We start from the raw sequence: 12,374 nt of genomic DNA on the forward strand, positions 1-12,374 counted from the left end.
GAGCCCTTCCCGGGCTGCACCGTCGCACGCACCGCCGTGCGACCATACCATTGGGTACAGTTATCAGTACCTCATCGAATGTGGCGGGACCGAGCTGTTCATCACCTCGCCGGACAGCGCGACCGGCCGATCGGCCGCCTCGCCTCGGACGCCTCGAGCGGTCGCGGCGCGAACCCGGACATCGGTCTCGTCACCTCGGATGCCGATGCGGGACAGACGACCCCGTCCGCCGGACCGAAGTTCATCGTGGCGAGCGGTGCGCAGACGACCTGGGCGAGGGCGATGAGGCACAGCATCTCGGTGCGCGTCGGTGCCGCATCCAGGTCGCGGGTGCGCCGGAACGCCCGGGAAGCAGCGCCGCCCCGCACTCGGCCGAGAAAGCGTCGACGGCGGCTCACCGGGTCGACAGGCGGTCGTTGGCGACCAAGGCTTCCGAGGCAGCGAGTGCCACTATGCACGCGAGTTCGGTTGCGTACGGCGGGGCCTCGTCGAGCACGCTCAGCCACGCGAACAGCGGCGCGAGGAGCAGCGACCTGGTGATCGCAGGATCGGGGCGGCAGCGCAGCTCGCCACGGCGGATCGCGCGGTCGAGCAGGGTGGCGACCACCGCGCGCTCCGTCGCCGGACAGGTCGACGCGAACCGGGCGCTCAGCGTGCAGTCGCTGCGGATATCGGCCAGCAGACCCGCCACGGCCTCGCCACCCGATCGCCGCAGCCGGACGCCGAGGCCGTCGGCGAGGGCTCCCAGATCGCCCCGGAGCGAGCCGGTGTCGGCGGGCGGATTCTCGCGCAGGGCATGCAGCAAGGCCGCGAAGGCCATCTCCTGACGGGTGACGAAGCGCCGGTGGATCGCCGCCACGCTCACCCCGGCCCGCGCCGCGACCGCGTCGACGGCCAGACCCGCGTATCCGGACTCGTCGAGGATCTCGCGCATCGACTCCGCGATCGACTCGTCGATCCGCCGCTCGCGCGCACGGACATCCCCGCGTTTCACCGTCACCATGAGGGCAGCATACGAAACTGTTAGTTTCGATATCAAGCGTCTCGTAACCGGTGACCCGTTACTCGATCAGACGCTCGCTCTTCAACCAGTCGTAGGCGACATCGGCCGGGTCCTCGCCGTCGATGTCGACGCGGCCGTTGAGGTCCTGCATCAGTTCGTCGGTCAGCCGCTCGGAGATGGTGCCGAGCAGGGGCCGGAGTTCGGGGTGCTGCTCGATGACCACACCGCGGACCACGGCCGTGCCGCTGTAGGGCAGGAAGAACTTCTTGTCGTCGTCGAGGACGGTCAGGTTCAGGTTCTTGACGCGGCCGTCGGTCGTGTAGACCATGCCGAAATTGCAGGGCTGGCTCTTGGCGGTCGCGGTGTAGACGACACCGGCGTCCATCCGGGTGACATTGCCCGAGGGCACGCCGTTCGGATCGTTGTACGGGATGCCGTATTTCTCCAGCATCGGCAGGAAACCGTCGGAGCGGCTGAAGAATTCGTCGTCGACACAGAAGGTGCGCTCGGCCACCGGCAGGGCGGCGGCCTCGGTCAGCGACCGCACGCCCAGCCGCTGGGCGGTCGGCGCGGACGCGGCGAAGGCGTAGGTGTCGTTGAAGTTGGCCGGTGGGAGCCATTCCAGGTCGTAGTCGCGCTTCTCGACGTCGTGGACGCGCTGCCACAGTTCCTGCGGGTCGGCGATCGTCTCGGTCTCGTTGTGGTAGTTCACCCACCCGGTGCCGGTGTACTCCCAGAGCACGTCCGCGTCACCGTTGAGCTGAGCTTGGCGGGAGGAGGCCGAGCCCGGCGCGCCGGTCAGGTCGGTGACCGAGGCGCCCGCCGCGGCCAGATAGGTCGCGGTGATCTTGCCGAGCAGCACACCCTCGGTGAAGCTCTTCGACGTCACCACGATGTCCGCGCCGTCGAGCGGGCGGTCGCCGCCGGGCAGGCTCGCGTCGTGGAAGGTGCCCGACGAGCTCACCAGTCCGCATCCGGTGAGCAGGGTCAGACCGGCCACGAGCACCGGAACCAGCCGTCGTCTCATGAGACACCTCGCGGGGTCGCGGCCAGTTCGACGAGTCGGCCGAGCCAGTCGATGATCAACGCCAGCAGCCCGACCAGGACGGCACCGGAGATCAGCAGCTTGGGCAGGAACAGCGTGACGCCGGTGGTGATCAGGGTGCCCAGGCTGGTCGCGCCGATGAACGTGCTCAGTGTCGCGGTGCCGACCAGGATGACCAGCGCCGTGCGCACCCCGTTGAGGATCACCGGCACCGCCAGCGGCAGCTCGACCTGCACCAGCGTGCGCGTGGCGGAGAAGCCGATGCCGCGCGCCGCTTCGATGGTGCGCTGATCCACCTGCCGCAGTCCGACGATCGTGTTCTGCAGGATCGGCAGCACCGCGTACACGACCAAACCCACGATCGCGGTGCGGAATCCGGTGCCGAGCCAGAACGTGAACAGCACCAGCAGGCCCACCGCGGGCGCGGCCTGCCCGATATTGGCGATATTGACCGCGATCGGCTCGAATCGCTTCAGCGCGGGCCTGGTCAGCGCGATGCCGAGCGGAATCGCCACCAGCACCACGATCAGTGTGGCGACCACCGTCAGCCGGATGTGTTCGGCGATGGTGGTCTGCAGGTTGTCCCAGCCGAGGGAGGCCTGCTCGGTCGCGGTGAAGGTCGTCGACCGGTACCAGAGCAGGTAGCCCAGGCCGACCACCACGATGATGATCGGCTCGAACCACACGTCGATCGGCACGCGACGCAGCCTGCTCATGACGGTTCGGCCGGTGCGGTGCCGTCGTCGGCGGCGACGACCGGGGTCGGCGTCGGGTCGGACCCGTCGACATAGGTCTCGTACGAGGACGCGGGCTCGGTGGCGTGATTCTCGGCCAGCTTCGTCTGGATCACCTCGGTCACCGACCCGATGCTCAGCGAGCCGACGACCGCGCCGCGCCCGTCGGTGACGAGGGTGGCGCCCTGACTGGCGGCCAGCATCGCGTCGAGCGCGTCGTTGAGCGTGGAGGACTGCGCGACCACCGGCAGCCTGCGGTCCAGATAGTCGGAGACCTCGGGCTTGCTGGCGACTTCGGTGAGCGAGGGCCACGAGCGCGGCCTGCCCGCCGCGTCGACGACCACGACCCAGGTGTGCCCGGCCGCCCTGGCCCGCTGGATCACCGCCTGTGCCGGTTCGCCGATGCGCGCCGTGGTCACCGGGTCGTAGGCGACATCGCGCACCCGCGAGACCGTCAGATACGCCAGTTTCGCGCCGGATCCGACGAATTCCTCCACGAACGGTGTCGCGGGATCGGTGAGGATCTCCTCCGGGCGCGCGTACTGCTCGATGTGCCCGCCCTCGGACAGGATGAGCACCTTGTCGCCGAGCTTGGTGGCTTCCTCGAAGTCGTGGGTGACGATCACGATGGTCTTGCCGAGTTCGTGCTGGATCGCGATCAGGCTGTCCTGCAGGCGAACCCGGGTGATCGGATCGACCGCGCCGAACGGTTCGTCCATCAGCAGCACCGGCGGGTCGGCAGCGAGCGCGCGGGCCACACCGACGCGCTGCTGCTGGCCGCCGGACATGTCCTTGGGCAGCCGGTCGGCGAAGGTGGCGGGATCGAGACCGACCAGATCCAGCAGGTACTCGGTGCGCTCGGCGATGCGCTTGTTGTCCCAGCCGAGCACCCGCGGAATGGCGCCGATGTTCTTGGCCACCGTCCAGTGCGGGAACAGGCCGCCGGACTGGATCACATAGCCGATCGACTGGCGCAGCTTGTCGGGGTCCTCCCTGGTGACGTCGCGACCGCCGATGAAGATCCGGCCCTCGGACGGCTCGATCAGCCGGTTGATCATCTTCAGCGTGGTGGTCTTGCCGCAGCCCGAAGGCCCGACGAACGCGACGATGTCGCCGGCGTCGATCTCCAGATCGAGCCGCCGCACCGCCGGCACCTCCTGCCCCTTGTACCGCTTGACGACACCGTCGAGCGTGATCGACGCCCCGGTCACGGTGCGCTCCGGCGTTGCCGGGGCGGGCTGGCTGGTCACTTCGGTCATGTCAGTCCTTCGGCAATCGTGAGCCGTCCGAGCAGGACGAGCAGCGCGTCGAACACCAACGCGATCGCGACGATGAGGATGGTGCCGGTCAGCGCCATCTCGAGGGCGTTGGCGCCGCCGAGGCGGGACAGGCCGTTGAAGATCAGCGAGCCCAGTCCGGGGCCGAGCACATAGGCGACGATGGCCGCCACGCCGACGATCATCTGGGTGGACACGCGGATCCCGGTGAGGATCACCGGCCACGCGATCGGGAACTCGACCGTCAGCAGGATCCGCCATCGCGACAATCCGATACCGCGCGCGGATTCGATCACCGAGGGCGGCACCGACCGCAGCCCCACGATGGCGTTGCCGATCACCGGCAGCGCCGCGAAGAAGGCCAGCATGATGAACGACGGCACCACGCCGAGCCCGAACGGCACCAGCAACAGCGCCAGCAGGGCCAGCGAGGGAATGGTCAGCGCGACCCGACTGGAGGTGAGGGTCAGCGCCGAGGCCAGCGGCAGGCGGTAGACGGCCACCGCGACGAGGACGGCGACGAGGGTACCGACCAACACGGTCTGGAAAGCCAGCGAGGCGTGCTGGTAGGTCAGGAAGGTCAGCAACTCCCCCCGACCCCGCACATAGTTCCACAAGTTCACGGGAATCCCATCGTCGAGCCGGGCCGGTCAGGACCTGTGCGCGCGTGATCACCGGACGTACGTGTCGTCGAAGGGTAATCCATGACGTGCGTTCGGCCGGGGACCCGAAGTTCTGGAGGTGTTGCGATGCCGGTCGATTCCTACGCCGCGCGCCGGTGCTGGGCACTCGCGTAGCCGGCGGCGTCGCCCGCGATCACCGTGCTCGGCGTGCCGTCGACGCCCACCGGGACCGCGCCGGCCAGGGTGATGCGGGTCAGCCTGCGGTGCTCGCGGCCGTCGTAGTCGTCGACGGCGTAGTGCTGGGTGGCGCGGTTGTCCCAGATGGCGACGTCACCCAGCGACCAGTCCCAGCGGGTGGTGTGCTCGAGCCGGGTCACCCGATCCTGGAACAGCCGGAACAGCGCCCGTGGTTCCGAGCTCGACAGCCCGACGATCTCCTTCACGAAGCAGCCGAGCAGCAGGGCGCGTTCGCCGGTCTCGGGGTGCACCTCGACGACGGGATGCTCGGTCTCGAAGTAGGTCGACTCGAACTCGCCGCGGTAGGCGCGGTCCTTGTCGTCGGGCCGGTCCTCGATGTCGGCGGCGTAGTCGTAGCGGTTGGTGTGCCGGGCGCGCAGGTTCTCGGCCAGCAGTTTCAGCGGTGCCGGCAGCGCGTCGTAGGCGGCGACGGTCGAGGCCCAGGTGGTCGAGCCGCCATAGCTGGGCAGTGCGACGGCGCGCAGGATCGAGGCGCTGGGCACCCGGTCGACGAAGGTGACATCGGTGTGCCAGACATTGGAGCGGGTCTGGTGCGAGTCGATGGCCAGGCTCTTCGCCCCCGCCGAGGTGACGGTGGGGTGCGGGGTGGTCGGGGTGCCGAGCAGTTGCGCGAACTCGTACTGCCCGTCCTCGGTGAGGTGGTGCTGATCGCGGAAGAAGATCACCTTGTGCTCGTGCAGCGCGGCCCGCACCGTGCCGACGGTCCGCGCGTCGAGCTCGCCGCCGAGCCGCACGCCCTCGATCCGCGCACCGAGGTGCGCGCCGAGCTTGACCACCCGCACACCGGTCGCGGGGACAGTGGCGTCATCGACGGACATACGGGGGGCCTCTCGCTCGAACCGGGACGATCCGGTCCTACGAAACCATCCGCGCCACGGCGGGAACAGGATTGGACTCACGGCGAGCGGAACCCGCGTCCGACGCCGTGGACCTGCTACTGCGCGGCGTCGCGTACGTTGGTCGGCGCACACCCGGCTCGAGCGAGAGGCAGATTCCCCGATGGTCCTCACCGACGAGCCGCTCCTGCGCTCCCCAGGGCTCTACCTGGACGGGCGCTGGGTGCGGCCGGTCGACGGCGGCACCAGAGCCGTCCACGATCCGGCCGACGGTGGTGTTCTCACCATCGTCGACGAGGCGGGCCCCGCCGACGTGTCGGCGGCGATCGCGGCCGCGCGCGCCGCCTTCGCGACCGGTGACTGGCCCGCGACACCGAAGGCCGAACGGTCGGCCCTGCTGCTCCGGATCGCCGAGCTGCTCGACGCCCACCGTGACGACCTGGCCCGGATCGAGACGGCCGACACCGGCAAGACCCTGCGCGAGAGCCACCTCGACATCGACGATGTGATCGCGGTGTTCCGCTACTACGCGCACCTGGTCACCATCGACACCGACCGGCTCGTCGACACCGGGAACCCGGCGGTGATCAGCCGCGTCGTACACGAACCGGTCGGGGTGTGCGCGCTCATCGCGCCGTGGAACTATCCGCTGCTGCAGATGTCGTGGAAGATCGCGCCCGCGCTGGCGGCCGGGTGCACCGTGGTGGTCAAGCCCAGTGAGGTCACGCCGCTGTCGACGATCGCGCTGGTGCGGTTGATCGACCGGGCCGTGGTGCCCGCCGGCGTGGTGAATCTCGTGCCGGGCAGCGGCGAGGTGGTGGGGGCGGCGCTCACCGACAGCCCCGACGTCGACCTGATCTCGTTCACCGGCGGCGCGAGCACCGGGGCGGAGATCGCGAGCCGGGCGGCCCGGCACGTCACCCGCGTCGCCCTCGAACTCGGCGGCAAGAACCCGCATCTCGTCTTCGCCGACGCCGACCCCGACAGCGCCGTCGACGCGGTGCTCACCGGCGCCTTCCTGCATTCCGGGCAGGTGTGCTCGGCGGGCACCCGGCTCATCGTGCACGCCTCGATCGCCGACGAGTTCGTGGCCGAGCTCGCGCGCCGCGCGGCCGCGATCCGGGTGGGTCCGGGCCGGGACCCGGCCTCGCAGACCGGCCCGCTGGTCTCCCCCGACCATCGCGCGAAGGTGGAAGCGTATGTCGCGCTGGGCCTTTCGGAGGGTGCGCGGCTGGTCGCGGGTGGCCGTCGCCCCGACGACCCCGCGCTGGCGGTGGGCAGCTACTACCTGCCCACCATCTTCGACGACTGCGACCGCTCGATGCGCATCGTCCAGGAGGAGACCTTCGGCCCGATCCTCACGGTGGAACGCTTCACCACCGAGGCCCAGGCCGTCGCGCTGGGTAACGACACCGCCTACGGCCTGGCCGCCGGTGTCCGCACCGCCGACCCGGCGCGCGGCGAACGGGTGGTGCGCGCCCTGCGGCACGGCACGGTGTGGCTCAACGACTTCGGTGTCTACATGCCCGCCGCCGAATGGGGCGGGTTCGGCCGCTCCGGCATCGGCCGCGAACTCGGGCCGACGGGACTGGCCGAATACCAGGAGACCAAGCACCTCTGGCACAACACCGCCCCTTCCGTCGGCGGCTGGTTCAGCACCGGGTAGCCGGACCCGGAACGACTCGGCGACAGCTCACTTCGCGTCGCCGTAGCACTGCACCACCGCGGTGGTGAACGGGAACCGCACGGGGGTGGGCCCGAAGGCGAGCCGGCCCGCGGTGTCGGCGGCGGTGGCGATCACGTCGACGATCGTCGCGGCCTCCTCCTCCGGGCAGTGCACGATCACCTCGTCGTGCTGGAAGAAGACCATCTCGGCGCGCAGTCCCGCGCTCGCGATCGCCTGGCGGATCGCCGCAAGGACGAGCAGCGCCCAGTCGGCGGCGCTGCCCTGGACCACGAAGTTCCTGGTGAACCGGCCACGCGCTCGCGCCGCCGGCGTGCCGGTGAAGACCGCGCCGTTCTCCTCGGCGAGATCCGGGGACGTCGCCGTCACCGGCGGGCAGGTGCGGCCCAGCCAGGTGCGCACCAGCCGACCCTCCTCCCCCGCGTGCGCCGCGTCGTCGACATAGGCCACTGCGGCGGGATACTGCCTGCGCAGGCCCGCCAGATGGGTGAGGGCATCGCCCGAGGTCTGCCCGTAGATGGCGCCGAGCAGTGCGAGTTTGGCCTGCGCGCGGTCGCCCCCGAAGCCCCGGGTCGCCAGGTCGGCGTAGAGGTCCTCACCGCGACCGGTCACCTCCATCAGGGCCGGGTCGCGCGAGATCGCGGCCAGGATCCGCGGTTCCATCTGCGCGGCGTCGGCCACGACCAGCGACCAGCCGGGGTCGGCGCGGATCGCCTGCCGGATCACCTTCGGAATCTGCAGGGCGCCACCACCATTGGTCGTCCAGCGGCCCGACACCGTCCCGCCGGGCAGATATTCGGGCCGGAAGCGGCCGCCGTGCACCCACTGTTCGAGCCAGGACCAGCCGTGCGCGGTGTGCACGCGGTACAGGGATTTGTAGGCCAGCAGCGGCGCGACCGCGGGGTGATCGATCTGCTGCAGTTCCCATTTCCGGGTGGAGGACACCATGATTCCGGCCCGGGAGAAGGCCTTGACGATGTCGTTGGGCAGATCGGGCCGCACCCGCACCCCGCCGCCGAAGGCCCGCGACACCTCGTCGGCCAGCTCCGCCATCCGGCGCGGTTCCAGCGCGCCCGGGAAGCGTTCGCCCAGCATGGTGTCCAGCAGCGCGCGGTGGATGTCGGCGCGCCACGGGATCCCGGACCGGGCCATCTCGGCCGCGACGAGCATGCCCGCCGACTCGGCGGCCAGGAGCAGTCGCATCCGTTCCGGGTGTTCGGTCCGCGCGGTCCGGGCGACCTGCCGCTCGTAGACCGCCACCAGCGCGGTGAATTCGTCGGTGCCCGGCGGCAGCGGCACCGGGCCCGAGTCGAACAGGGAGGGCTGGGTCTCCGCGGCGCGCACGGGAGCGTCCGGCGGGACAGCCAGTCCGTGCAGGCGCGCCCAGGCGGCCGCCAGCGATCTGGCCTGGCCGGACTGACCTTCCTCGTGTCCGATCAGCAGCGCCTCGGCAGCCTCGACGTCGTAGCAGCGCTCGACCCGCACCCCGGCGGCCAGCAGGGTCCGATAGATCTCGGCGGTCGATCGCCACACCCACCGCTCGACCTCGGGACGCGCGCGGACGGCCTCGGCCAGCGACGGTTCGTCGAGGATCGGTCCCGCGGGCCTGCCGTCGGGGTCCAGCGGGCACAGCCGAGCGCCACCGTCACCCGTCTCCGCCACCGCCCATCGCACCCGCCGAGTGTGGCATCGGGGTCCGACACACCACGGCCGCGCTCACCGTCCCGCGGCCGTGAGCTGGTGATCCGCCTCGAGCAGCATCCACCCGCTCAGCTGCACCGACAGATCGCGACTCAGGTTCGCCGCCGACGCCGCGTCGGCGCCGGCGAGATGGAGCAGCGAGCTCGGATACTCCGGCGCGGCGATCGGGCGGGTCCAGTCCATACCGAACAGCGGCAGCCCGTCGACCTCGGCGCGATGCTCCCACGCGGCCCGCGCCGACGCGCGCACGATGGCCGCGGCGGTGGCATCGCCCAGCGCCAGCGCGGTTTCGGCCAGATACCGAGCGAGGATGCCCATGAACAGTCCGGAATCGTTCGCGGTGGCCGCGATGATCACGCCCCCGTTCGTCAGCGCGGTCGCCGTCGCCGCGACGAGCGCCGCCGCGCGGTCCCGGTGGACGACGTCACCGGTGCGCACCGCCAGTTCGGTCTCCAGCCCGATCGCCACGCCCTGGCAGTAGGTGTGGATGGTCCGGTTCACCTGTCCGTCGGGTTCGTGGACGCCGTCGAGGGTCAGTCCGGTGGCTTGGTCGCGCAGGCGGGTGTGCAGGAACTCGGCGAGTTGCCGTGCCCGGCCGAGATCGCCGAGCCGGGCCAGCGCGATCCCGGTCGGCCCCACCGCCGGGGTGTTGAAGTAGGGGTCGCCCGACCGCCACGGCACCGCGCCGACCTGCGCGTTCCAGCCGTCGAGCAGGTCCGACCGCAGGTCACCGATCGCGTCACCGAACCGGATCCCCAGCAGCCGATCGGCGCGTTCGAGCGCCAGCGCCAGCCACGCCATGTCGTCGTAGTACCGGTTGGTCCAGCCGGTGATGTTGCGGGTGCGGATGCCGAGCGCGAGCGCAGCGACCCGGTCTGTGCGGGCGGGCGTGGGGTCGCGGTGGGCGGCGTCGACCGCGCAGTCCACCAGGTGGGCCTGCCACCAGTAGCACCAGCGCCCGAACGACTGTTCCACCGGCGACGCGGGCCAGACCAGCGCGCCCAGACTCCGCTGCGGTAGGCCCCACAGCGCGCGCACGTGCCGGGAGACGATCGCCCGTTCCGCCAGCTCCGCCCGCTGCCCGGAGGTCAGCGCGTCGGCGGCGGGCGGGCGCCGGATCGTGCCCGCTCGCGGTGGTTGCCCCAGCACCCCGATACCGATCGCGGCACCCGCCGCGATCAGCGCACCGCGTCGGCTGATCCCCTCGCTCCGGCGAACCATCCGCTCGGACTCTCCTTCCGCACGACGACGCCCGAGCCGGGAACCGTACCGCCGGGGCGTCGGTCCGCGGTGGCCGGAACTTGAACTGTTCCGGTGTACCGCGAGAACGTTCGGCGGAGCCGGAGGCTGTCCGGCGGGTGTCGGCCGGGCGGTCCGGGCGGGGCGGTCGGCGCGGCCGACGAGATCGGCGGCCCAGCCGTTCACAGCCGACGAGGTCGGCGGGAAGTTCGGTGCCGTCGTCCAGGATCACCACGGCCTCGGCGAATTCCCGCACTCGACCGTGTGCCAATTTTATCTCGCCGTCGGCACCCAGGGCCGCGGTGCAGATGGTCGTGGACCAGGCGGCACCGGCTCAGTCCTGATCTCCCGCCGGACCACGTTTGTGGTCGCCGAACGGTTCGTCGCGTTCGCGCACGGCCTCCCGGAATCCGACAGTGGCCGAACGGAGTTGGAAGGCGTAGCCCTCGCGGGTGTGCCGGGAGATGCCGTCGAAGACGGTGCTGACCATGCCGGACGTGGCGACACCCTGGGCCAGCAGGCTCGAGTTGAGCGCCAGTTTGGCCATCATGAGCTGATTGACCGGCATCCGCGCGATCCGCTCCACCAGCGCCTCGGTGCGCGCGTCGAGTTCGTCGGCGGGCCAGGACTCCACCGCCAGACCCCACTCGGCGGCCTGCTTGCCGGTCAGGCAGTCGCCGGTGAAGAGCAGGCGTTTGGCGCGCTGGTCGCCGAGGCGGTGTGCCCACATGCCCGCCGCCGGGATGCCCCAGACCCGGGTGGGCGGATAGCCGATCTTGGTGTCGTCGGCGCAGATGATCTGGTCGCTGTAGAGGGCGATGTCGGTCCCGCCCGCCACCGCGAAGCCGTGCAGTTTGGCGACGGTCGGTTTGTTCGCGTGCAGCAGGCTGGCGAAGCCGCGATTGAACCGGCTCATCATGGCGTAGTCGAGCATCGGATCCCAGGTGCCCCAGGGATTGTGGTTGACCGCCTGCGCGATCGGGTCGACCGCGGTGCCGGTGACCTCGTCGGAACCGCCCGCGCTCGCGAAACCCCGCTCGGCGAACAGGTCCAGGTCGTAGCCGCCGCAGAAACCCTTGCCGCGACCCGAGACCAGGATGACGTGCACGCGCGGATCGAGATCGGCCCGCTCGACCGCGTGCGCGAGATCCACCGGTGTGTCCGGGGTGATGGCGTTGCCCTTCTCGGGCCGATCGAAGGTGATCCGGGCGATGCGCCCGTCCCGCTCGTAGGTCAGCGTCCGGTATTCCCGCTCGGCACTCGGGTCGGGCCGGTCGCGCCACGGGGACTCGGGCCCTTCGGTCCAGTTCTCGTACCACGCCGCGGGCCGCTGTCCCGCATGCGATTCGTAGTCCGACATGTGGCTGCCTCCTGGGTACACGGAACGTGACGGCGAGGCCGATGCTATCGGCAGGCCAGGCCACGGCCCGCCGATTTCGCCTCGTCGTCTCCCGCCGCAGCCGCGCTAAGGTCGAACGGCGTGGCCGTCCGTGACCGCGGGCGGGTTCCCCAGCCAACCGACACGAAGAGGCATGTCATGCACCTCGGCGGTACGACCATCCGGGCCCTGATCGCGGCGGCTGTCGTCGCGGCACCGCTGGGCGCGCTCGCGCCCGTCGCCGCGGCCGACCGCGGCCTGCTCGACGACGCGATCACCCTCACCAGCGGCGGCATGTGTGTCGGGCACGTCCATTTCGCGACGGTCTTCGGACCGGACACCCCGTATTTCGGCCTGGTCAGCGCGCTGCACGGGATCGGCCCGTGCGCGGTGGAGGTCGCGGTGAACTGGCGCAATCTCGACACCGGCGCCACCGGTACGGTGCGGCAGCAGGTCTACGGGACCGGCGGCACCCAGATCTCGTTCGATCCCGGGCCGGGGCGGATCACCGGCACGCTCACCACCGACGCGCCGCACAAGCCGGGCACCTTCGAATTCCAGCGCACCGCACCGTGATCCGCCGCGACCGGGGGTGG

Annotated in this window: 11 protein-coding genes; 2 read left to right on the forward strand and 9 right to left on the reverse strand. The window is 70.8% G+C overall.

The features are described 5' to 3' along the window. Positions 1-394: 394 nt before the first annotated feature. The 6 genes from AB0L91_RS20240 to AB0L91_RS20265 form a co-directional block, all read right to left on the reverse strand. On the reverse strand, positions 395-1,003 hold the full coding sequence (locus tag AB0L91_RS20240; protein ID WP_365011991.1) for a TetR/AcrR family transcriptional regulator: 609 nt from the start codon (positions 1,001-1,003) through the stop codon (positions 395-397). Between the two features lie 58 nt (positions 1,004-1,061). Further along, positions 1,062-2,030 (reverse strand): glycine betaine ABC transporter substrate-binding protein, encoded by a 969-nt coding sequence (locus tag AB0L91_RS20245; protein ID WP_365011993.1) that lies wholly within the window; start codon positions 2,028-2,030, stop codon positions 1,062-1,064. Continuing rightward, positions 2,027-2,764 carry an ABC transporter permease gene (locus AB0L91_RS20250; RefSeq protein ID WP_365011994.1) on the reverse strand — a complete coding sequence of 246 codons (738 nt, stop codon included), beginning with the start codon at positions 2,762-2,764 and terminating at the stop codon, positions 2,027-2,029. Before AB0L91_RS20250 ends, AB0L91_RS20245 begins: the two co-directional genes overlap by 4 nt. Further along, on the reverse strand, positions 2,761-4,041 hold the full coding sequence (locus AB0L91_RS20255; RefSeq protein WP_365011995.1) for an ATP-binding cassette domain-containing protein: 1,281 nt from the start codon (positions 4,039-4,041) through the stop codon (positions 2,761-2,763). The genes AB0L91_RS20250 and AB0L91_RS20255 overlap by 4 nt, the downstream gene beginning before the upstream one ends. Continuing rightward, positions 4,038-4,682 (reverse strand): ABC transporter permease, encoded by a 645-nt coding sequence (locus AB0L91_RS20260; protein WP_355272404.1) that lies wholly within the window; start codon positions 4,680-4,682, stop codon positions 4,038-4,040. The genes AB0L91_RS20255 and AB0L91_RS20260 overlap by 4 nt, the downstream gene beginning before the upstream one ends. Positions 4,683-4,822: 140 nt before the next feature. Next, complete coding sequence (locus AB0L91_RS20265; protein WP_365011997.1) at positions 4,823-5,758, reverse strand: TauD/TfdA family dioxygenase; 936 nt, start codon at positions 5,756-5,758, stop codon at positions 4,823-4,825. Between the two features lie 181 nt (positions 5,759-5,939). Between AB0L91_RS20265 and AB0L91_RS20270 the strand changes: the two genes are divergently transcribed. Further along, a complete protein-coding gene (locus tag AB0L91_RS20270) occupies positions 5,940-7,442 on the forward strand; it encodes an aldehyde dehydrogenase family protein (RefSeq protein ID WP_365011998.1) in 1,503 nt (500 codons plus the stop codon). Between the two features lie 27 nt (positions 7,443-7,469). Here the strand turns inward: AB0L91_RS20270 and AB0L91_RS20275 are convergent, their stop codons facing one another. The 3 genes from AB0L91_RS20275 to AB0L91_RS20285 all read right to left on the reverse strand — a co-directional run bounded on the left by AB0L91_RS20275 (position 7,470) and on the right by AB0L91_RS20285 (position 11,760). Next, positions 7,470-9,134, reverse strand: coding sequence for a bifunctional 3'-5' exonuclease/DNA polymerase (locus tag AB0L91_RS20275; protein ID WP_365012000.1), 1,665 nt, complete (start codon positions 9,132-9,134; stop codon positions 7,470-7,472). A 42-nt stretch (positions 9,135-9,176) separates the two neighbouring features. Beyond that, positions 9,177-10,382, reverse strand: coding sequence for a glycoside hydrolase family 76 protein (locus AB0L91_RS20280; RefSeq protein ID WP_365012002.1), 1,206 nt, complete (start codon positions 10,380-10,382; stop codon positions 9,177-9,179). A gap of 352 nt (positions 10,383-10,734) precedes the next feature. Further along, positions 10,735-11,760 carry a crotonase/enoyl-CoA hydratase family protein gene (locus AB0L91_RS20285; protein ID WP_365012003.1) on the reverse strand — a complete coding sequence of 342 codons (1,026 nt, stop codon included), beginning with the start codon at positions 11,758-11,760 and terminating at the stop codon, positions 10,735-10,737. A 177-nt stretch (positions 11,761-11,937) separates the two neighbouring features. On the opposite strand from AB0L91_RS20285, the gene AB0L91_RS20290 reads away from it, so the two are divergent. Then, on the forward strand, positions 11,938-12,354 hold the full coding sequence (locus tag AB0L91_RS20290; RefSeq protein WP_365012005.1) for a hypothetical protein: 417 nt from the start codon (positions 11,938-11,940) through the stop codon (positions 12,352-12,354). The last annotated feature ends 20 nt before the right edge of the window (positions 12,355-12,374 follow it).

Origin of the sequence: Nocardia sp. NPDC051833, assembly GCF_040681225.1 — a bacterium.
Classification (GTDB): domain Bacteria; phylum Actinomycetota; class Actinomycetes; order Mycobacteriales; family Mycobacteriaceae; genus Nocardia.

Coding starts and splice junctions, on each gene's coding strand:
- AB0L91_RS20255 (WP_365011995.1), bottom strand. CDS start 4,041: ATGACCGAAGTGACCAGCCAGCCCGCCCCGGCAACGCCGGAGCGCACC.
- AB0L91_RS20270 (WP_365011998.1), top strand. CDS start 5,940: ATGGTCCTCACCGACGAGCCGCTCCTGCGCTCCCCAGGGCTCTACCTG.
- AB0L91_RS20265 (WP_365011997.1), bottom strand. CDS start 5,758: ATGTCCGTCGATGACGCCACTGTCCCCGCGACCGGTGTGCGGGTGGTC.
- AB0L91_RS20245 (WP_365011993.1), bottom strand. CDS start 2,030: ATGAGACGACGGCTGGTTCCGGTGCTCGTGGCCGGTCTGACCCTGCTC.
- AB0L91_RS20290 (WP_365012005.1), top strand. CDS start 11,938: ATGCACCTCGGCGGTACGACCATCCGGGCCCTGATCGCGGCGGCTGTC.
- AB0L91_RS20240 (WP_365011991.1), bottom strand. CDS start 1,003: ATGGTGACGGTGAAACGCGGGGATGTCCGTGCGCGCGAGCGGCGGATC.
- AB0L91_RS20280 (WP_365012002.1), bottom strand. CDS start 10,382: ATGGTTCGCCGGAGCGAGGGGATCAGCCGACGCGGTGCGCTGATCGCG.
- AB0L91_RS20285 (WP_365012003.1), bottom strand. CDS start 11,760: ATGTCGGACTACGAATCGCATGCGGGACAGCGGCCCGCGGCGTGGTAC.
- AB0L91_RS20250 (WP_365011994.1), bottom strand. CDS start 2,764: ATGAGCAGGCTGCGTCGCGTGCCGATCGACGTGTGGTTCGAGCCGATC.